Here is a 19578-nt window from a genome sequence, read left to right as displayed (position 1 = left end):
GGTCGGCGATTTTACCGGCGCCGCAAGGGGCGGGCGGGCCAACAGATAATTCCGCGATGCTGTTCCTGCTCTCTCCCGCCAAGTCGCTCGACTACGACACCCCGGTCCCCGCCGAAGTCCCCGCCACCCAACCCCATTTCGAGAGCCCGAAGGGCCCCTCGGTCGAACTGATCAAGCTGCTGCGCGAGAAGTCGCCGCAGCAGATCTCCGAGCTGATGCGCCTGTCGGACAAGCTCTCCGCCCTCAACGTGGCGCGCTATGCCGCCTGGCGTCCCAAGAGCACCGAGCAGAACGCCCGCCAGGCCGCCTTCGCCTTCGATGGCGATGTCTACGGCGGCCTCGACGCACGCTCGCTCACGCCCGCGCAACTCGACTGGGCGCAGGACCACGTCTGCATCCTCAGCGGCCTGTACGGCGTGCTGCGCCCGCTCGACCGGCTGCAGCCCTACCGGCTCGAGATGGGCGCCGCGCTGGCCAACCGGCACGGCAAGGACCTCTATGCCTTCTGGGGCACGCGCATCGCCGAGCACCTCAACGAGCGGCTGGCGGCCGACCGCACGCCGGTGGTGATCAACGCCGCCTCGCAGGAGTACTTCCGCGCGGTCGACACCAGGGCGCTCAAGGCGCGTGTGGTCGAATGCGTGTTCGAGGAGTGGAAGGGCGACCGCTACAAGGTCATCAGCTTCTTCGCCAAGCGCGCGCGCGGGCCTGCTGGCGCGCTGGGCCGTGCTGCACCGCGTGGCCACGCCCAAGGCGCTGGAAAAATTCGATCTCGAGGGTTATGGTTTCGACGCCCAGGTGTCCACGGCCGAACGGCTGGTCTTCAGGAGAAAACTCGTATGAATGATGTGAGGGAAGCAGGCGAGGCAACCGGAGCGCGCGCATGACGCAGGCGGTGAGTCCCGAACTGCGCGACTGGCTGGTGAGCCAGCTCGCGGCCGGCCATTCGGTGCCCGCGCTGCGCGCCTCGATGCGCGCGGCCGGCTGGCACGATGCCGCCACCGACATCGCGCTGGCCCAGCTCGAGGCCGGCTTTCCCGAGTCCAGGGCCGCGTCGGCGCTGCCGCCGCGCACCTCGATGCCGGGCCCCGACCTCGAGGGTTCGCCGCTGTACATCGACGTGGGCGACCGCCGCGTGCAGGTGCTGCAGACCATGAAGCATCCGCGCGTGATCGTGTTCGGCAACCTGCTGTCGGCCGAGGAGTGCGAGGCGCTGATCGCGGCCGCGCGCGTGCGGCTCGCGCGCTCGCTCACGGTCGAGACCAAGACCGGCGGCGAGGTGCTCAACGTGGACCGCACCAGCGAAGGCATGTTCTTCGAGCGCGGCGAGAACGAGACCGTGCGGCAACTCGAGCAGCGCCTGGCGCTGCTGCTGCGCTGGCCGCTCGAGTTCGGCGAGGGCCTGCAGATCCTGCGCTACGCGCCCGGCGCGCGGTACCCGGCCGCACTACGACTACTTCGATCCCGGCGAGCCCGGCACGCCCACCATCCTCAAGCGCGGCGGCCAGCGCGTCGCCACGCTGGTGATGTACCTGCAGGAGCCCGAGAAGGGCGGCGCCACCACCTTCCCCGACGTCGGCCTCGAGGTCGCGCCGGTGCGCGGCACCGGCGTGTTCTTCAGCTACGACCATCCCGATCCCGCCACCCGCACGCTGCACGGCGGCGCGCCCGTGGTCGCGGGCGAGAAGTCGGTCGCCACCAAGTGGCTGCGCGAACGCGAGTTCCGCTAGCCCGCAACGCAAGAAAGCCACGATGAAGGTCCAGGCCAACGGATTGCAGATCGAAGTCGACGACACCGGCGGCGAGGGCCGGCCGGTGATCCTGCTGGTGATGGGCCTGGGCATGCAGCTCGTGGCCTGGCCGCGCGATTTCGTGCAGCCGCTGGTCGACGCCGGCTTTCGCGTGGTGCGCCACGACAACCGCGACATCGGCCTGAGCGAAGGCTTCGACCACAAGGGCGTGGGCAACATCGTCTGGGAGAGCATCCGGCTGCGCCTGGGCCTGCCGGTGCGCTCGGCCTACACGCTGCAGGACATGGCGGCCGATTCGCTCGGCGTGCTCGACGCGCTGGGCATCGCGCAGGCGCACGTGGTCGGCGCCTCGATGGGCGGCATGATCGCGCAGCGCATGGCCGCGACCGCGCCCGATCGCGTGCTAAGCCTCGTGAGCATCATGAGCTCGAGCGGCGCGCGCGGCCTGCCGGGTCCGCGCCGCGAGGTGGCCGCGATGCTGCTGCGCCGCCCGCTGGGCCGCGGCGAGGACCAGCTGATCGCGCACAGCATCCGCCTGCTGCGCCTGATCCAGAGCCCGGCCTATCCGCAGACCGACGAGGCGCTGGCCGAGCGCCTGCGCTTTTCCATGCGCCGCGCCTACCATCCGGCCGGCATGTTCCGCCAGATGCTCGCCATCGGCGCCGACACCGAGCGCCCCGCGCTGCTGGCCCGCATCCAGTGTCCGACCCTGGTGCTGCACGGGCGAGCCCGACGCGCTGGTGCCCATCGCCTGCGGCCAGGACACGGCACGCCGCATTCCCGGCGCGCAGTTCGTGCCCATTCCCGGCATGGGACACGACCTCCCGCCCGAGGTCTGCGCCATCCTTGCCAGACACATCGTCCCGTTCCTGAACGCGACGCCATCCGCCATCCATGAGCCACGACGCCAACAACACCCAACCCCAACACGCCCGAGCAGTCCAGCTCGGCCGCGCGTCGGCCTACGCCGACCGCTACGACCCCACGCTGCTGTTCCCGATCGCGCGCGCCACCCAGCGCGAGGCCATGGGCATCGCGGCCGGTGCCTTGCCCTTCTTCGGCGCCGACCTCTGGACCGCCTTCGAGCTGAGCTGGCTCAACCCGCGCGGCAAGCCGCAGCTCGCGATCGCGCACTTCACCGTGCCCTGCGAAACGCCCAACATCATCGAGAGCAAGTCCTTCAAGCTCTACCTCAACAGCTTCAACAACACCGCCTTCGCCGACGCCGAGGCCGTGCGCGAACGCCTGCGCACCGACCTGGCCGAGGCGCTGTGGCGCGGCAGCGACCGCGCGGCGGGCATCGGCGTGAAGCTGGTCGCGCCCGAGCTGTTCGACCGCGAGCCGGTGCACGAGCTCGACGGCCTGGACCTCGACCGGCTCGACATCGAATGCACCCACTACCAGCCCGCGCCCGAGCTGCTCTCGAGCGACGCCACGCAGCTGCCGGTGACCGAGACGCTGACCAGCCGGCTGCTCAAGAGCAACTGCCTGGTCACGGGCCAGCCCGACTGGGGCAGCGTGCAGATCCGCTACAGCGGCCCGCCCATCGACCAGGCCGGGCTGCTCGCCTACATCGTGAGCTTTCGCAACCACAACGAATTCCACGAGCCCTGTGCCGAGCGCATGTTCACCGACATCTGGAAGCACTGCCACCCGACCAAGCTCACGGTGTACGCGCGCTACACGCGGCGCGGCGGGCTCGACATCAACCCGTTTCGCACCAGCTGGCCGCAGGCGCTGCCGGCCAACGTGCGCACGGCGCGCCAGTAGTCGGACCGGTGTCGCCGAAGTTTTTTGAAGATTTTTTTGGCCCGGATTCGAAAACTGCGTTTTTGGGCATATAATCTGAGGCTTCGCGGGAATAGCTCAGTTGGTAGAGCGCAACCTTGCCAAGGTTGAGGTCGAGAGTTCGAGACTCTTTTCCCGCTCCAAATTTTTGCTTCTTCGATGGGTCCGCAAGACCCGCCGCAGAACGCAAGCGAAGACGAAAGAAAAGGCCGCTGTCCCCAGCGGCCTTTTCTTTTCCGCGGCCGCTCGCCAGGGCGAGTCCGGCCCGTGTGGCATCCTGCCCGCATGACCCCCGACACCCGTTCGCTGCGCCTGTTCGTGGCCGTTGCCGATCACGGCAGCATCAGCGAGGGCGCCAAGCGCTGCCACCTCGCGCTCGCGGCCGCGAGCAAGCGCATCTCGGACCTCGAGGCGCGCGCGCGGTTGCCGCTGCTGGTGCGCCATGCGCGCGGCGTCACGCTCACGTCGGCGGGCCATGGCCTGCTGCTGCATGCGCGCGCGGTGCTCTCGGCCATGGACCGGCTCGGTGCCGAGCTCGACGACTTCCAGAACGGCGTGGCGGGCGTGGTGAGCATCACGGCCAATGCCTCGACCATCGCGCAGTTCCTGCCGGCGCAGATCGGCTCCTTCCTGCGGCTGCATCCGGTGCTCAAGATCGACCTGCAGGAGCGCGCGAGCACGGAAGTGGTGAAGGCGGTGCAGGCCGGCCTGGCCGACATCGGCGTGATCGAGGGCAACACGCCGGCCGATCCGCTCGAATGCCTGCCCTACCGCAGCGACGAACTCGCCGTGGTGGTGGCGCGCGACCATCCGCTGGGCCGGCGCAAGCGCATCGGCGCGGACGAGGTGCTGCGCCACGAGCACATCGTGGTGCGCGAAGGCACGGCGCTGCATCGCGTGCTGCTGAATGCCGCGCTCGAGGCGCAGCTGCCGCTCAAGGTGCGCCATGCAGGTCGGCAGCTTCGACATGGTGTGCCGCATGGTGGAGCAGGGCGTGGGCATCGGCGTGCTGCCCTACGCGGCGATCCTGCCGCAGCTGCAGATCCTCAAGCTGCGCTGCCTCAAGCTCGACGCGCCCTGGGCCGTGCGGCGCCACCTGCTGTGCGTACGCCGGCAGCAGGACCTGACCGCGGCCGCGCGCTCGGTGCTCGAGCATCTCGGACGGCCCGACTGAGCCGCGAGCCTTCGCGCGGCGCGAAGGCTCGAGCCCGCCAAAAACGAATTGTTCTGCGCCGGGGTGCGCGCAAAGATGCGCGCACAACGAAGGAGACAATTTTGAAGATCGTTCGCGTCAGCGCCACGCCGCTGAACATTCCCGTCGCCATCGATGTGCTGGGGCTCGACAAGAAGACCTCGCTGTCGCTGTGCCTGACCGAGATCGAGACCGACACCGGCCTCGTCGGCCACGGCATGACCGCCATCACCGAGGAGGAGATCATCGCCGCCGCGGTGCGCGAGGTGGCGGGCCCGGCGCTGATCGGCGAGGACCCGATGGCCACCGAGCGCCTGTGGGACAAGCTCTACTGGCTGCTGTCGCCGCGCGGCCAGACCGGCTACGCGAGCCATGCCATCGCCGCGCTCGACATCGCGCTGTGGGACCTGAAGGCGAGGGCGCTGGGCCAGCCGCTGTGGCGCCTGCTCGGCGGCGCGCGCGCCAGGGTGCCGGTGTATGCGACCTTCGGCTTCGGCTTCTTCGAGCGCGACCAGCTCGCGGCCGCCGCCAAGCTGTGGGTGGAGCGGGGCTTTCGCAGGCTGAAGATGACCGTCGGCGGCCATGCGCTCGCGCGCCGCGACGAGCCGCGGCCGATCGGCGAGGTGATCGCCGAGGACGTGCGCCGCGTCGCCGCGGTGCGCGAGGCGGTCGGCCCGGAGGTGAAGCTCTATGTCGACGCCAACTGCGGCCTCGACCTGTTCCATGCGAGCGAGCTCGCGCGCCGCATCGAGCCCTACGGCATCAGCTTCTTCGAGGAGCCGCTGACGCAGAACGACGTGCGCCAGATGGCCCAGTTGCGCGCGCGCACCAGCATCCCGCTGGCCTGCGGGCAGAACGAGGGCCTGGCCTTCCGCTTCCGCGACCTGCTGGTGAACCAGGCGGCCGATGTGCTGCAGCCCAACGTGACGATCTCGGGCGGCTATTCGCAGTGCCTGAAGATCGCGGGCATGGCGCAGGCCTTCAACGTGCCGATCGACAACGGCGGCGCCTGGCCCTTCCACAACATGCACCTGCATGCGGGCGTGTCGAACGGCGGGCTGGTCGAGTACCACTACGTGGCGGTCAAGATGCTGGAGCAGATCTTCGACGGCCTGCCGGTGCCCGATCAGGGCTGGCTCACGCTGCCCGAGACGCCGGGCCTGGGCTTCGCGCCCAATGCCGAGCGCGTGCGCGAACTCGCGAAGCTGCCGACCTCGCGCGGCAAGGGCAAGGCCTGAACGATGAAGACGACAAGACCCACGATCCCTCACCCGCGTCGTCTGGCATTGCGCGCCGCAACCATCCTCGGCCTCGCGGGCCTGCTCGCGGCGCCCATGGCCTGGGCCCAGAAGTACCCCGACAAGCCGATCCGCCTCATCGTCGGCTATTCGGCCGGCGGCGGTGTCGATGCCGTGGCGCGCCTGTTGAGCGCGCGCCTGCCCGCGGTGCTGGGCCAGCAGGTGCTGGTGGAGAACCGCACCGGTGCCACCGGCCTCATCGCGGCCGACTTCGTCGCCAAGGCGCCGGCCGATGGCTACACGCTGATGATGGGCGACAGCGCCCTGCTGATCGCCAAGCTGCTGCAGCCGAAGATCGCGATCGACCCGCTCACCAGCTTCAAACCGGTGGCCGGTGCCTTCGTCTCGCCGCTGATGATCGTCACGGGCAACGACTTCCCCGCGAAGACGCCAGCGGAATTCGTCGCCCAGCTCAAGGCGAACCCGGGCCGTTTCTCCTTCGCGACCTCGGGCGTGGGCACGGTGCAGCACCTGGGCTTCGAGATGCTCAAGCAGTCCACCGGCAGTTTCGTGGTGCATGTGCCGTACCGCGGCGCCGCGCAGATCGTGCCCGACGTGATCGGCGGCCAGGTGCCGATCGGCGTGGTCAGCGCAACGGCGGCGATGGCGCAGTCCAAGGCCGGCAAGCTGCGCGCGGTGGCGTTGATGAACAGCGCGAAGCTCGAAGGGGGCGAGAACATCGCCCCGCTGGCCGATGCGCTGCCGGGGTTCGATGTGGCGCCGCGCATCTTCGTGCTCGCGCCTGCGGGAACGCCCCAACGAGATCGTCGAGCGGTTCTCCGCCGCCGTGAAGACGGTGCTCGACGCGCCCGATGCTGGAACTGCCGCGGCGGCGCAGGGGACCTTGCGGGCCTATGCAACGTCGGCGCAGCTTGGCAAGGACATGGCCGAGGAGACGGTTCGGTGGAAACGCATCATCACCGAGCAGCGGATCGTGGCTGATGGGGGGTGATTTTTTGTCCGGGGCGGGCTCACGCCGACGGGGTACTCCCCTCCGCGAATGTCCCCCGGCCTGCGGCCTCCTCCTTTATTTCGCTGCGGGGAGTACCCCATCGACGTGAGCCTGGGCACGGCCGTAGAACCGGCCGCCCAACCCGAGCGCGTCTCGTGCACAGGGTATCGGGTGCTTCCCGCAGCGAAATAAAGGAGGAGCCCGAAGGGCGGGGGACATTCGCGGAGGGAAGTACCCGATGCCCTGTGCACGCGCCCCAGACCCCAAACTGAATGAAACAGAAGAGATGAACCAACAGCACCTGGGCCTCATAGTCCCCCCCAAAGCCGGCGAAGTCCCCATCGACGGCCCGCTTCTCTACGGCGATCGCATCCGTTTCAGCGCACGCGGCCTGGGCCTCGGAGAAATCTCCACCCGCGGCTACACCGAAGTCATCGACTCGGTGATCGACAAGGCGCTGGAACTCAAGGAGGAGGGCGTCGGCGCCATCTCGCTCATGGGCACCTCGCTGAGTTTCTTCCGTGGCGCCGCCTTCAACCGGCAACTCGAAGTCGAGATGTCGCGTGCCACCGGCCTGCCGTGCACCACCATGAGCAACGCCATCGTCGAAGGACTGCGCAGCCTCGGCTTGAAGCGCGTCGCCGTGGCCACCGCCTACATCGACGAGGTCAACGTGCAGCTGCGGCGCTACCTCGAACAGTGCGACTTCGAACCGCTGGCCGTCGAGGGCCTGTCGATCTCCGATGTGCAGGCGGTCGGCCAGGTCGGCACGCAGGTGCTGGTGGACCTGGGTCGCCGCGTGTTCGAAGCACGGCCCGGTGCGGACGGCATCCTCATCTCCTGCGGCGGACTCGTCACGCTCGATGCCGTGCGCGAACTCGAGTCGGTGTTGAAGGTGCCCGTGGTCTCGAGCTCGCCCGCGGGCTTTCGCGACCTCGTGCGCAAGGCCGGGCTCGATGCGCGCTCGCCGGGCAACGGCCGCCTGTTCGACTGAGCGAAGAACGCGCGCGTCTTGCATCGCCTCGTCTCGCTTCGGACATGTCCTGCACAGGGACGCGCTGCGGTCTTTCCGTCGCGGTCATCGATCGGACTCAGTCTGCTGTCCATTCCCTGAACCATCCTGGAGGACAGCACCATGGCAGACGACCTGAGCCAACGCGGGCAACCCGATCGCTCGCGCATCAACGTGAACGAGGCGCACGAGATGCGCTACTGGACCCAGACGCTGGGCGTTACCGAGGCACAGCTGCGCTCGGCGGTCGCGGCCGCCGGCGTCGAGGTCAAGGACGTGCGGACCTACCTCGGCAAGCCCTGATCTCCGGCGAGCGAGAACCTGCGTAGGCAGGTTCCTACACCCGGGCGGCGAGGCGCGGCCGATACTCTGTCGCTTGCCTCGCACCGGGACATTTCCCTTGAACCTCCCCCTCCTCATCGCCCCTCCTTCCGGCCCGTTCTCCGGGCATCGCCATCCACACGCCGCTCCCGCGGCCGGAGCCGCGGCGCGATGAAGACCTCTCCTGGAGCCCGCAGCTGGATCGCCGCCGGCGTGCGCCATGAACTCCTGACCCGTGCCTTGCCCGCGCTGCGCCACGACATGGCGGCGCCGGTGTCGGTGATCCGTATGGCGCTGCTGATGCTCAAGCGCCAGCTCGCCGCCGAGACCATCGACCGTGCCGTCAGCGAGGAACGCATGGGCCTGGTCGATGGCCAGGTGTCCGAACTGGTCGAAGGCATCCGCTCGTTGCGCGACTGGGAGCTGGCCACCACCGACGACGGCATCACGCGCGCCGCGCTCGTGGCGCGCTGCGTCGCGCTGATGCGCGCGGCCTTCGACCTGCATGGCGTGTCGCTCGAGGTCGACGATGCGCTCGCCGCTGGCGAGAACGACAAGCGCTGGCCCGCGGCCGCCGCGCTGCGCTATCTGTTCCTCGGCGCGCTCGGCTACCTGCACGATGGCGCGCCGGAAGCCGGCGCGATCCGCATCGAGGCGGACGGTGCCGAAGGCCTGCGCTTCGCGGCGCTGCCGCGCGAGGCCAGCGCCGTCAATCCCGTGCTCGATGCGCACCGCGCACCACGCGCGCTGGCCATCGACGCCATCGCGCTGCAGAGCCTGGCCGAGGACCTCGGCTACCGCATCGCGCTCGAGCGCGACAGCGTGCGCTTCTCGCTCGGCGCGGGCTGAACGCGCGGCCGCGCTGGCGTGGCCTTGCGCACGGCCAGCGGCGCGTGCTTCGATTTTTCCGACGATGTCGTCGGGCCCGATACGGGCTTCGCGCTCTTGCGCTGCCGCGTCGCGGCCTGCAGTTCGCGCCGATGCGCCTGCAGAAAATCCAGCAAACGCCGCTCCGCCGCATGCAGCCCGCGCGAGGGTCGCGCGCTGCGGCGCCCCGCGATGCGTTCGAGCAGGGCCGACGCCGCATCGGCCTCGGTGCTCGCGAGCGCGCTGCCCAGCGACAGCACGGCGGGATGCACATAGGCCTTCTTGCAGACCGCGGGCGTGTTGCCGAGCTGGCGCGCCACGGTCGCGAGGATGTCCTTCGCGGTGTAGCGGCTGCCGTCCGAGGCGACCCGGCCCGGCTCGCAGGCCAGCCGCGTGAGCTCGAGCGCCTGCACCGTGCCGTGCCAGGTGCGGAAGTCCTTGGCGGTGAAGCGCTCGCCGTCCAGGCCCTTCTGGCCCTCGACCACCTCGCCGAGGTAGTCGTTGACGTCGGTCGACGAGACGCTGTGCGGCTCGCCGTCCTCGCCCACGTACTGGAACAGCGCCTGTCCCGGCAGCTGCTGGCAGCCGCGCACGATCTTCGCCACGCGCGGGTCCTCGAGCGTGGCCTCGTGCATCACGCCGCTCTTGCCGCGAAAGCGCAGGTTCAGCGCCGCGCCCTTCACCGCCGCATGCCGGTTGCGCAGCGTCGTGAGGCCGTAGGAACCGTTGCTGCTCGCGTACTCCTCGTTGCCCACGCGCATCAGCGTGGTGTCGAGCAGCCGCACCAGCGCGGCCAGCACCTGCGCCCGGGCCGGCGCGCCCGTGACCTTGCCGGCCTGCAGGTCGCGCTGCACCCGCGCGCGGATGCGCGGCAGCGCGCGCGCGAAAGCCTCGAGCCGGTCGAACTTGGTCTCGTCCTTCAGCGCGCGCCAGTCGGCGTGGTAGCGGTACTGCTTGCGGCCGCGCGCATCGAGGCCCGTGGCCTGCAGGTGGCCGTTGGGCAGCGGGCAGATCCACACGTCGTCGTAGGCCGGCGGTATCGCCAGCATGCGGATGCGCGAGAGCTCGTCCACGTCGCGCACCCACTGGCCGCGCGCGTCGCGGTAGCGGAACTTCGCGCCGTGCCGCAGGCGCCGGATGCCCGGCATGTCGGGGTTCACATAGACCAGCCCGTTCGCAATCGGCGTGGGCTTGGACGGAGGCCGTCTCGCGGAGGATGCTGTGTCCGGCATGGTGGTTGCGTGGTGTAGACAGGCCTGTTGTGCCAGCGCCGACAATGCGCGGCTGTAGGACGCCGCGAGCGCCGCCGGTGCGATGGCCGCGCTTGCGTGTCCTGCCCTCGTCCTCGAATCCACGGAGTCCCCCATGCCGTCTTTCCCCTCCCTGCGCTTCGCCCGTCTCTCGGCACTGGCCGCCGCCGCGCTGCTGGCCGGTGCCGCCAGCGCCGCCACCATGCCGCCCGCGCCCGGCGCCGAAGCCCGCGCCGAACTGCCCGTGAAGGTGAAGGTGTTCGTCGCCGCCATGTTCGAGATCGGCCAGAACACCGGCGACCGCGCGGGCGAGTTCCAGCACTGGTACGAGCGCTACTGGAAGGGCGCGAAGCCGATGGCCGTGCCCGGCGCGTTGCAGCCCGTCTTCTGCAATGCCGACGGCGTCTGCGGCGCGGTGCTCGGCATGGGCAAGGTCAATTCCTCGGCCTCGATGCAGGCGATCCTCTTGAACCCGCAGTTCGATTTCTCGCAGGCCTACTACGTGATCTCGGGCGTGGCCGGCACCCCGCCCTCGCGCGGCACCATCGGCGAGGTGAGCTGGGCCACCTGGCTGGTCGACTACGACCTCGGCCACCGCTGGGCGCCCGAGGAGAACCAGCCCGGCGAGCCTACCTTCATGCCGCGCAAGGGCTACGAGTCGTACCGCCGCTTCAAGCTCGACCCCGAGCTCGTCGGCTGGGCCATGAAGCTCACGGCCGACACGCCGCTCAAGGATTCGGAATCGGCGCGCGGCTACCGGCTGCGCTATCCCGATGCCGCGGCGCGCCGCGCGCCCTTCGTCGGCACCGGCACCCACATGACGGGCGACACCTTCTTCCACGGCCCCGGCATGTCGAACCAGGCGCAGTACATCGCGAAGCTCTATGGCGCCGACGACTACGTGATCACCGAGATGGAAGCCGCCGCGATCACGCTCGTGATCCAGCGCACCCACGGCACCGACCGCGTGATGAGCCTGCGCGGCGCGGTCAACTTCGACCAGGGCAATCCCAACGAGACCACCTTGCAGCACCTCGACCCCGCGCCCGGCGAAACGGCCGGCGGCTTCGCCGAGACGGTGGAGAACATCGCGCTGGTGGGCACGCGCGTGGTCGACCACATCGTGGCGAACTGGGGGCAGTGGCGGGGCGGCGTGCCGCGGCCCTGAGACATAGGCGGCCGCGCTCAGGGCGCCGGCTGCAGATGCCAGGTCACCGTGAAGTCGAACGGCGTCCAGCGGCTGACCGTCACGCCCGCGCGGCGCAGGCCGCGGCCGGTCCAGGTGTTGCAGGTCTCGAACAGGTGGTAGGCGCCGTTGGCTTCGTAGAAGGCGTCCTGGGCGTTGTAGTGCGCGCCCGCGATGGCGGTCGCCTGGCCCGCGGGCAGGGTGCTTCGCACATGCTCGATCAGGCGCAGGTACTGCGGCATCGACAGCGGCAGCCGGAACGCGCCGGCGCCGAACTGGTCGCGCCGCAGGTAGCTCACGTGCAGCAGCGCGCGGTTGCGGCCCGACAGCGCACCCAGCGCGCGTGAGACCGTGAGGTCGGCCCAGGTCGGCGTGTGCAGGTAGAACTCGCGGTCGCCCCAGCCCAGCGCCACGTAGTCGGCACCGGGCGGCACGGCCGGGAAGTCGGCGAGCGGGAACAGCTTGCGCCAATCGATCAGCGTCGAGCGCACCGGGAACACGTAGTCGGTGTGCACGCCGTTGGTCAGCACCCAGGCCTCGACGTAGGGCGCTTCCGGCGCGGTGGTCTTCGCATGGCTGGGCCAGAACACCAGCGCGAACGCCGTTCCCGCATAGAGCCCGATCAGTACCACGAGGCCGAGCAGCAACAGCGAGAAGCGGCGCAGCCAGCGTGCGATGAAGGCCATGCCGTCAGAACAGCGAGGCCGTGGCCGACTCGGGCGCGGCGGCCGGGCGCTGCGTGCCGCCGGCCGGTGCCAGCGCCTCGGGGCTGCCCGCGCGCGCCAGTGCGCCCACGCGCACGCCCAAGAGGCGCAGCGGCCGTTCGAGCGGCACGCGCTTCAGGCACAGGCCGCCGGTGCGGCGGATGGTCTTCGCGTCGTCGGTGAAGCGGTCGATGGTCTGGTCGCGCGTGGCGATCTTGAAGTCGTCGTAGCGCAGCTTGATGCCGATGGTCTTGCCCACGTAGCCCTTGCGCCGCAGGTCCTCGGCGACCTTCTCGCACAGCCGCGTGAAGATCTCGCCGAGTTCCGCGCGGTCGCGCACCGCATGCAGGTCGCGCTCGAAGGTGGTCTCGCGGCTCATCGAGACCGGCTCGCTCTCGGTCACCACCGGGCGGTCGTCGCGGCCCCACGCCACCTCGTGCATCCAGGCGCCGGTGGACTTGCCGAAGTTGTCGATCAGCCAGCCGCGCTCGCAGGCCGCGAGCTCGCCGATGGTCTCGATGCCCAGGCGCTTGAGCTTCTCGTCGGCCTTGGGTCCGATGCCGTTGACCTTGCGGCAGGGCAGCGGCCAGATGCGCGTCTGCACGTCGTCCTCGTACACCACCGAGATGCCGTTGGGCTTGTCGAATTCGCTCGCCATCTTGGCGATCAGCTTGTTGGGCGCCACGCCGATCGAGCAGGTCAGGCCGGTGGCCTGGAAGATCGATTTCTGGATCAGCCGCGCCAGCGTGCGCCCGCCCTCGCGCTGGCCGCCGGGCACCTCGGTGAAGTCGATGTAGACCTCGTCCACGCCGCGGTCCTCCATCAGCGGTGCGATGTCGGTGATGATCGACTTGAAGCCGCGCGAGTACTTGCGGATCTCCTCGAAGTCCACGGGCAGCAGGATCGCCTGCGGGCACAGCTTGGCGGCCTTCATGAGCCCCATGGCCGAGCCCACGCCGAACTGCCGCGCCGGGTAGGTGGCGGTGGTGATCACGCCGCGACCCACGTAGTCCTTGAGCCGCGCGAAGGCATCGACCGGGATGTCGGCCAGCGTGCCGCCGGGCGGCAGGCGGCTGATGGCTTCGTCCACGCTGCGCCGGCCGCCGCCGATGACCACCGGCAGTCCCTTGAGCTGCGGATAGCGCAGCAGCTCGACCGACGCGTAGAAGGCGTCCATGTCGAGGTGGGCGATGCGGCGGATCGGGGGGGTGGCGGCGGGCTTGGAACTCACGGTAACGATTGTCTCGCGCTGCGCCGATGTTCGCCCGGGCCGGCGCAGCGTGCAAGAATGCATCGGAATCTCAAGCCCCCACGAGGGCCATGAACACGTTCTAGGAAAGGAATGCGCCATGGGTGACGACGAGGAAGGCGGCCTCTCGGTCGCGCTGACGCCGGTGCAGCTGGCGGCGGTGCTCGGTGGCGAGGACGTGCCCGAGTCGGCGAGCCTCAGCAACCGGCTCTGGGGCACCGCGGCGCTGGTCGGCGGCGTGCTCGAGCTGGTCGGCGCGGGCGTGCTGTGCGTCGCGCCCGAGCCCACCATGGCGAGCAAGGTCGGCTGCGTGGTGCTCGGCGCCCACGGCAGCGACGTCACCGCCACCGCCGCGCGCCAGGTCTGGACAGGCCGCTCGCAGCGCACCGCCACCTCCATGACGGCCGATGCCGCCGCGCAGGCCATGGGCGCCTCGCCCGAGACCGGCGCGCAGGTGGGACTCGCGGTCGACGTCGCGGTGCCGCTGTTCGTGGCCGGCGGCCTCGCCGCATCGCGCGTCATCGCGGTGCGCGCGAGCCGCTTCAAGCTCGAGCCCGTGCGCCTCATCGAGCACGAGGGCGTGGCCGGCTCCAAGGCCGGCGGCCACACCATCCGCGAACACGTCGGCAAGTCGGCGCAGGACCTGTTCGGCCGCTTCGCGAAGAAGCCCAGCCTGCAGAAGTCGTCGTCCTTCTTCGACCTCGCCACCGCCGAGTCGGCCATCAGCCAGACGGTGCGCGCCAATGCGCGCGCGATCCGCGCCTGGTCGCGCTCGGCGCAGGTGGGCTCCAAGCCGATGGCCTTCGAGCACGACATCGGCACCGTGGTCGGCATCGGCGTGCAGCGCGGCAGCACGGCCGTGAGCCAGCTCACCAAGGTGCGCGTGACGCTCAACATGCGCGCCTACAACGGCAAGCCCTTCTACATCCTCACCGCCCATCCGTTCTGACAGTCAGCACAACAAGACCCACGATGCGATTCGAACTGATCGACCACTTGACCAAGGTCTATTTCGGCCAGGACGCCGACATCCTCTTCGGCGAGACCGGCGCCGAGATCATGGCCTCGTACCGCGAATCGAGCACCCCGGCCGAACTGGCCGCGCTGCGTGCCGAGATCGCCGACTACCGGGGCTCGCACGACGACCTCGAGGCCGCGTTCGCGCGCGACTTCGAGCGCGACTACCTGCCCGAGGATTTCGGCCGCACGGCGGCGGAGTTCTTCGACCGCGTGCTGGCGGCGGTGCAGTAGCGCCCGCGGCTTCGCTCAGGGCGATTCGGTCGCGGGCACGCCGTCGGCCGGGTCGGGCGGCGGGGCCATCTCGCGCATCAGGCGGTCGACCGCCTCGGGATCCATCGGCGCCTGCCCGGATGCTGCCGCCTCGGCCGCGTCGCGCAGCCAGTGCGTGCTGACGGGCCAGGCCATCGCCGCGGCCAGCACCAGCGCGAGCAGCGCGAGATAGGGCGCCAGCGCGAGCGCCACCGCGCGCAGCGGCGGGCGCGGCACGGTCTGCCCGCGCGCGAGCACGAGCGCATAGCCGAAGGGCGGCAGCAGGAAGCCGGCCTGCAGCACCAGCAGCGCGAGCGTCGCGATCCAGGCCGCATCGGGAAGCTGGGCGAGCACCGGCGGCATCACGATCGGCACCACCAGGAAGATCAGCTCGAAGGCATCGAGCACGAAGGCGCAGGCCAGCAGGATGGCGAGCACGGCGCCCAGGCCGAGCATCGGATGGCCCTGCAGCGCGAGCATCAGCCGCATGACCAGCGCATCGGTGCCGAAGCCGCGCAGCAGCAGCGAGAAGGTGGTGGCCGCGACCAGCAGCGCATAGAGCGCGCCGGTCAGCGCCATCGCGTCGTCGAGCACCTGGCGCAGCAGCCCCGCGCGCAGCAGCTGGCCCGAGACCAGGCCCCAGCCCAGCAGCAGCATGCAGGCGGTGGCGGCGCCTTCGACCGGCCGCACGCGGCCGAGCGCGATCAGCACCAGCAGCGAGCCGATCACGGGCGGCACGATCGACAGTGTCCAGCGCTGCGCACGCGTGAGCGGCTCGCGCGCGGCGGGCGTGGCCGGCACGGCGCGGCGAGCGCGGCGCGCGCTCCAGGCCGCGATCGCGAGCCAGCCGACGAACAGCGCCGCGGCCGGCAGCAGCGCGGCCTGCAGGATGTCCTGCGTGTTGACGATGCGTTCGGCCGCGGCGCCCGGCAGGCCCAGGCCGCGCGCCATGTTGACGCCCTCGGTGTGGGCACGCAGCATCGCGTCGGCGAGCAGCAGCAGGACCAGCGAGGGCGGCACGATCACGCCGAGCGTGCCGGTCACCGCCACCAGCGCCGTGCGGCGCGGGGCCGACAGTCCTTCGCGCGCCCAGCCCTCGCCCGCGGTGCGCGCCAGCGTGAGCAGGCTCGCGCCGACCGAGCCGTTCATCGGCGCCAGCAACAGGCCGAGCGCCATGCCCGCGATCTCGGCCGCGACACGCGGCGCGATGCGCGCGAGCAGGCGGCGCAGGCCCTCGTACAGGTGCTGCGCGAGCGCGAGCCGGTTGAGCAGCGCACCCACCACCGCATAGAGCGCGAGCGCCTGCAGCAGGTCGTGCTCGAGCAGGCCGACGATGCGCCACGGCAGGTTCTGCAGCAGCGCCATGTCGAAGGCGCCGAGCGCCAGGCCCGCCACCGCGCCGAGCGTGGACACGCCGAGCAGCACCGCGTAGGTGGGCCAGCCCGTGCTCATCATCAGCGCGAGCGCCACCGCGAGCAGCGCGAGACCGAGCCAGCCGTCGCCGGCGCTCATCGCGCGCGCCTCCACGGCCAGGCCTGCCAGAGCTCGAGTGCCGCCTGCAGCGCGAGCAGCACGGCGAGCAGCAGCAGCGCGATCTTGACCATGAAGTAGCCCGCGTTGAAGGTGTCGGGAAAGCGCTCGAGCGCCGCCACCGAGCCCAGCACCGGCCGCGCCGACACGGTCACCAGGAACAGTGCCCACGGCAGCACGCACAGCGCGGCACCGGCGCGGCGCCAGCGCGCGGGGCTGCCCGCGGCGAGGTCGGGCCGCGCCACCAGGTGCACGCCGCGCCGGCCCGCGTGCCGCAGCGCCACCGCCACGTAGAGCGCGAACAGCCACTGCGCGAGGTCGTTGGCCTGCGTCGGTCCGAAGCCGGCCCCGGCGAGATCGCGCAGCGGCCACTGCAGGAACAGCAGCAGCGCGATCGCCAGCGCCAGCGGCATCGTCAGCCGGTCGAGGCGGTCGAGCAGACGGGTGGCGAGGCAGGCGTCGGGCGGCGTCATGGCGAGCGACGCTAGTTCCCGAACCTGACCAGCACCTGCGGCGTGGCGGGGCAATGCTTGCGCCGCCCCACGGCCCGGGCCATCATCCGCCCCATGCAAACCGTCGCTTCCATCCTCTGGCGCAGGCTCGACGTTCCGGGCCACGATGCCTGCCGTCTCGAACGCAATGCCAGCGCCTGGCAGCTCGACGGCGCCTCGGCCTTCCGCGCCGAGGACGGCCGCGTGGCGCAGCTGCACTACCGCGTGCGCTGCGACCTGCACTGGCACGCGCAGTGGGGCACGGTGCGCGGCTGGCTCGGCGACAGCACGGTCGACCTCTCGATCACGCGCGACGCGCAGGGCCGCTGGAAGCTCAACGACGAGCCGGTGCCCGATCTCTCGCACTGCGTCGACCTCGACCTGGGCTTCACGCCCGCGACCAACCTGCTGCAGCTGCGCCGCCTCAGCCTGTCGGACGGCGAGGGCGCCGACGCGCCCGCGGCCTGGATCGACCTCGACGGCGGCAGCCTCGGCGAGCTGATGCAGCGCTACGAGCGCCGCGGCGACAACGCCTACCGCTACGTGGCGAAGCGCTTCGACTACGAGGCGGTGCTCGGCGTCACGGCCGACGGCTTCGTGCACGACTATCCGGGGCTCTGGGTCGCCGAAACCTGAGTGCCCCGCCGGCCGCGCGATGCGGCCTCAATCGAACTGCGAGCGATCCCCCGCCACCAGCGCCCGGTTGCGCCGCCGGTCCAGCGCGATCTCGCGCGCGAAGTCCTCGCTGCTGCCGCCGGCCGGCAGGTTGTAGGCCTCGCGCAGCCGAAGCCGCAGCGTCTCGCCGCGCAGCAGGCGCTGGATCTCGGCGTTGAGTCGCTGCACCACGGGCTGCGGCGTGTGCGCCGGCGCGAACAGGCCGAACAGCGAATCGCGGTTGGCGCGTTCGTAGCCGAGCTCGGCAAGCGTCGGCACATCGGGCAGGGCCTCGATGCGGCGCGGCGCGCCGACCGCGAGCGCCTGGAAGCGGCCGTTCTCGATGTACTGCAGCTGCTGCGCCGCGACGTTGGTCGACAGCACCTCGAACTGGCCGCTCAGCGCGTCGTTGAGCTGCGGGCCGCCGCCCTGGTAGGGGATGTGCGTGATGTCGGTGCGGCTCTGCACCCGCACCTGCGCGAGCACCAGGTGGCCGATGGTAGCCACGCCCGAGCTGGCCCAGCGCACCGCGCCGGGCTGGGCACGCGCCTGCGCAATCAGGTCGCCGAAGCCGCGGCCGGTGAAGGCCTGGGTGCCGACCACCAGCACCGGCGTGCGCATCAGGCTGGCCACCGGCACGAAGGCGCGCAGCGGGTCGTAGGCCACGCGCGCGAGCAGCGGATGCAAGGTGAGCGGGCTGATGGCCGAGAAGGCCAGCGCGTGGCCGTCGGGCGCGGCGCGCGCGAGCGCATCCATGCCCACGCTGCCGCCGGCGCCGGGCCGGTTCTCGATCAGCACCGGCACGCCGAGCGACTGCGCCAGCGGCTCGGCCAGCACGCGCGCCATGCCGTCGCTGACGCCGCCCGGCGGGTAGACCACGATCAGCCGCACCGGCCGGCTGGGCCAGGCCGATGCCGCGCCGGCGCGCGACACGCCCAGCGCGGCGAGCCCGACGAAGGACGCGCCCGCGCCGAGCAGCACGCGGCGATGCAAAGGCCGCGTCATGGCCGGCCCTTCGCGTCGCCGGCCGCGAGGCCGCGCAGCAGCGCGGCGAAACGGCGCGCGGGCAGGTTGTCCTCGTCGGCGCGCGACACCAGCGTGAGCGGCGCGTCGAGCGCACCGCCGTCGGCCAGCGGCGCATAGGCGATCGCGTGCGCGTGCACGCCGGTCATCGAGGCCGGCACCACCGACAGCCCCACGCCCGCGGCCACGAGGTTGAGGTTGGTCATCATGCGTTCGACCTCGGCCACCACGCGCGGGCGCAGGCCCTTGGCATGGCACAGCGCGAGCAGCTCGGCATAGAGGCCGGGCGCGCCGGGTCGCCGCACCAGGATCAGGTCTTCCTCGCAGAGCTTCGCGAGCGGCAGCGGGCGGGAAGCCGAGCGCTGGCTGCGCGCGGTGGCGAAGGGGTGGTCGCTGGGCATCGCCACCAGCACCGGCTCGCGCAGCAGGGTCTCGAACGCCAGGCCCGCGGGCCGGTCGACCGGCACGCGCAGCAGGCCGCAATGCACGCGGCCCGCGGCCAGCGCCTCGGTGATCTCGGCGGCGTTGTTCTCGCTGAGCTGGAGCTCGACGTCGGGGTACTCGCGCCTGAACGCACGCAAGGCTTCGGGCACGAAGCGGTGCGCGGCGGCCGAACTGGTGAAGCCCACGGCCAGGCTGCCGGCCTGGCCGCTGGCCACGCGCGCCATGCGCTGCCGCATCGCGTCCATGTCCTGCAGCATGCGCAGCGCCTCGGCCTGGAACTGGCGGCCCGCGTCGGTCAGCGTCACGCCGCGCGGATGGCGCTTGAACAGCAGCACGCCGAGCTCGCGTTCCAGCGCCTTGATGGTCAGGCTCAGCGGCGGTTGCTGGATGCCCAGGCGCTCGGCGGCGCGCGTCATGTGGCCGGTCTCGGCGACGGCCACGAAGTAGCGCAGCGGTCTTATCTCCATACTTTTTTCATATTGAAAGTGCCTTGTTATTTTATTTGACCCTAGGTCAGGCTGCTTCTATCGTCCGGCCGCCCCTTCGAGCCGATGCGTTTTCCTGGCACGGCCGCAGGGCAACTTTCAATGAACGGCC

The 19578-nt window shown here is 70.9% G+C and carries 19 protein-coding genes, 1 tRNA gene and 3 pseudogenes; 16 read left to right on the top strand and 7 right to left on the bottom strand.

Annotation, left to right across the window (positions count from 1 at the left end; genetic code table 11):
- Positions 1-56: 56 nt before the first annotated feature.
- The 12 genes and pseudogenes from yaaA (at position 57) to ACHMXE_RS35265 (ending at position 9163) form a co-directional block, all read left to right on the top strand.
- Positions 57-843: pseudogene (gene yaaA / locus ACHMXE_RS35320) on the top strand (peroxide stress protein YaaA).
- 40 nt (positions 844-883) lie between these two features.
- A pseudogene (locus ACHMXE_RS35315) lies at positions 884-1730 on the top strand (2OG-Fe(II) oxygenase).
- 22 nt (positions 1731-1752) lie between these two features.
- Positions 1753-2649 carry an alpha/beta fold hydrolase gene (locus ACHMXE_RS35310; RefSeq protein WP_395348562.1) on the top strand — a complete coding sequence of 299 codons (897 nt, stop codon included), beginning with the start codon at positions 1753-1755 and terminating at the stop codon, positions 2647-2649.
- Positions 2646-3521 (top strand): NADPH-dependent 7-cyano-7-deazaguanine reductase QueF, encoded by an 876-nt coding sequence (gene queF, locus ACHMXE_RS35305; protein WP_395348561.1) that lies wholly within the window; start codon positions 2646-2648, stop codon positions 3519-3521. The genes ACHMXE_RS35310 and queF overlap by 4 nt, the downstream gene beginning before the upstream one ends.
- Before the next feature lie 85 nt (positions 3522-3606).
- Positions 3607-3682 (top strand) — tRNA-Gly (locus ACHMXE_RS35300).
- Positions 3683-3698: 16 nt separating this feature from the next.
- A pseudogene (locus ACHMXE_RS35295) lies at positions 3699-4427 on the top strand (LysR family transcriptional regulator); the annotation flags it as partial.
- 19 nt (positions 4428-4446) lie between these two features.
- A complete protein-coding gene (locus ACHMXE_RS35290) occupies positions 4447-4713 on the top strand; it encodes a LysR substrate-binding domain-containing protein (RefSeq protein WP_395352940.1) in 267 nt (88 codons plus the stop codon).
- Between the two features lie 101 nt (positions 4714-4814).
- The gene (locus tag ACHMXE_RS35285) at positions 4815-5969 is read left to right on the top strand and encodes a mandelate racemase/muconate lactonizing enzyme family protein (protein ID WP_395352938.1); all 1155 of its coding nucleotides are present in this window, start codon (positions 4815-4817) and stop codon (positions 5967-5969) included.
- Between the two features lie 3 nt (positions 5970-5972).
- Entirely contained in the window at positions 5973-6971 is a 999-nt protein-coding gene (locus ACHMXE_RS35280) for a Bug family tripartite tricarboxylate transporter substrate binding protein (protein WP_395348560.1), read from the top strand.
- A gap of 296 nt (positions 6972-7267) precedes the next feature.
- A complete protein-coding gene (locus tag ACHMXE_RS35275; RefSeq protein WP_395348559.1) occupies positions 7268-7975 on the top strand; it encodes an arylmalonate decarboxylase in 708 nt (235 codons plus the stop codon).
- Between the two features lie 141 nt (positions 7976-8116).
- Positions 8117-8296 carry a DUF3606 domain-containing protein gene (locus ACHMXE_RS35270; protein ID WP_203204764.1) on the top strand — a complete coding sequence of 60 codons (180 nt, stop codon included), beginning with the start codon at positions 8117-8119 and terminating at the stop codon, positions 8294-8296.
- A gap of 189 nt (positions 8297-8485) precedes the next feature.
- Positions 8486-9163, top strand: a complete 678-nt coding sequence (locus tag ACHMXE_RS35265; RefSeq protein WP_395348558.1) for a hypothetical protein — start codon at positions 8486-8488, stop codon at positions 9161-9163.
- Here ACHMXE_RS35265 and ACHMXE_RS35260 read toward each other — a convergent pair.
- Positions 9109-10413: a DNA topoisomerase IB gene (locus ACHMXE_RS35260; protein ID WP_395348556.1), complete on the bottom strand. Its 1305-nt coding sequence runs from the start codon at positions 10411-10413 to the stop codon at positions 9109-9111. The two genes, ACHMXE_RS35265 and ACHMXE_RS35260, sit on opposite strands and share 55 nt — an antisense overlap.
- 133 nt (positions 10414-10546) lie before the next feature.
- Between ACHMXE_RS35260 and ACHMXE_RS35255 the strand changes: the two genes are divergently transcribed.
- On the top strand, positions 10547-11599 hold the full coding sequence (locus ACHMXE_RS35255; protein ID WP_395348555.1) for a purine-nucleoside phosphorylase: 1053 nt from the start codon (positions 10547-10549) through the stop codon (positions 11597-11599).
- Between the two features lie 17 nt (positions 11600-11616).
- Here the strand turns inward: ACHMXE_RS35255 and ACHMXE_RS35250 are convergent, their stop codons facing one another.
- Both ACHMXE_RS35250 and ACHMXE_RS35245 read right to left on the bottom strand, forming a co-directional pair.
- Positions 11617-12303 (bottom strand): TIGR02117 family protein, encoded by a 687-nt coding sequence (locus tag ACHMXE_RS35250; RefSeq protein ID WP_395348554.1) that lies wholly within the window; start codon positions 12301-12303, stop codon positions 11617-11619.
- Positions 12304-12307: 4 nt separating this feature from the next.
- Complete coding sequence (locus tag ACHMXE_RS35245) at positions 12308-13498, bottom strand: Y-family DNA polymerase (RefSeq protein ID WP_395352936.1); 1191 nt, start codon at positions 13496-13498, stop codon at positions 12308-12310.
- A 172-nt stretch (positions 13499-13670) separates the two neighbouring features.
- On the opposite strand from ACHMXE_RS35245, the gene ACHMXE_RS35240 reads away from it, so the two are divergent.
- Entirely contained in the window at positions 13671-14519 is an 849-nt protein-coding gene (locus tag ACHMXE_RS35240) for an RNase A-like domain-containing protein (protein ID WP_203204769.1), read from the top strand.
- A gap of 23 nt (positions 14520-14542) precedes the next feature.
- Positions 14543-14821 carry a contact-dependent growth inhibition system immunity protein gene (locus ACHMXE_RS35235; protein ID WP_209547396.1) on the top strand — a complete coding sequence of 93 codons (279 nt, stop codon included), beginning with the start codon at positions 14543-14545 and terminating at the stop codon, positions 14819-14821.
- Positions 14822-14836: 15 nt separating this feature from the next.
- On the opposite strand, the gene ACHMXE_RS35230 is transcribed toward ACHMXE_RS35235, so the two are convergent.
- Both ACHMXE_RS35230 and ACHMXE_RS35225 read right to left on the bottom strand, forming a co-directional pair.
- Entirely contained in the window at positions 14837-16351 is a 1515-nt protein-coding gene (locus ACHMXE_RS35230) for a TRAP transporter large permease subunit (protein WP_395348553.1), read from the bottom strand.
- A complete protein-coding gene (locus ACHMXE_RS35225) occupies positions 16348-16842 on the bottom strand; it encodes a C4-dicarboxylate ABC transporter substrate-binding protein (protein ID WP_395348552.1) in 495 nt (164 codons plus the stop codon). The genes ACHMXE_RS35230 and ACHMXE_RS35225 overlap by 4 nt, the downstream gene beginning before the upstream one ends.
- A 93-nt stretch (positions 16843-16935) precedes the next feature.
- On the opposite strand from ACHMXE_RS35225, the gene ACHMXE_RS35220 reads away from it, so the two are divergent.
- The gene (locus ACHMXE_RS35220; protein ID WP_203204771.1) at positions 16936-17496 is read left to right on the top strand and encodes a putative glycolipid-binding domain-containing protein; all 561 of its coding nucleotides are present in this window, start codon (positions 16936-16938) and stop codon (positions 17494-17496) included.
- A 27-nt stretch (positions 17497-17523) separates the two neighbouring features.
- Here the strand turns inward: ACHMXE_RS35220 and ACHMXE_RS35215 are convergent, their stop codons facing one another.
- Positions 17524-18519 (bottom strand): Bug family tripartite tricarboxylate transporter substrate binding protein, encoded by a 996-nt coding sequence (locus ACHMXE_RS35215; RefSeq protein ID WP_395348551.1) that lies wholly within the window; start codon positions 18517-18519, stop codon positions 17524-17526.
- Entirely contained in the window at positions 18516-19448 is a 933-nt protein-coding gene (locus tag ACHMXE_RS35210) for a LysR substrate-binding domain-containing protein (RefSeq protein ID WP_395348549.1), read from the bottom strand. Before ACHMXE_RS35210 ends, ACHMXE_RS35215 begins: the two co-directional genes overlap by 4 nt.
- Positions 19449-19578: the final 130 nt, after the last annotated feature.

Origin of the sequence: Variovorax sp. UC122_21 (genome assembly GCF_044056785.1) — a bacterium.
Classification (GTDB): domain Bacteria; phylum Pseudomonadota; class Gammaproteobacteria; order Burkholderiales; family Burkholderiaceae_C; genus Variovorax.
The sequence above is the reverse complement of the archived record's forward strand: the minus strand, read 5'-3'. Positions and strand labels throughout refer to the sequence as shown.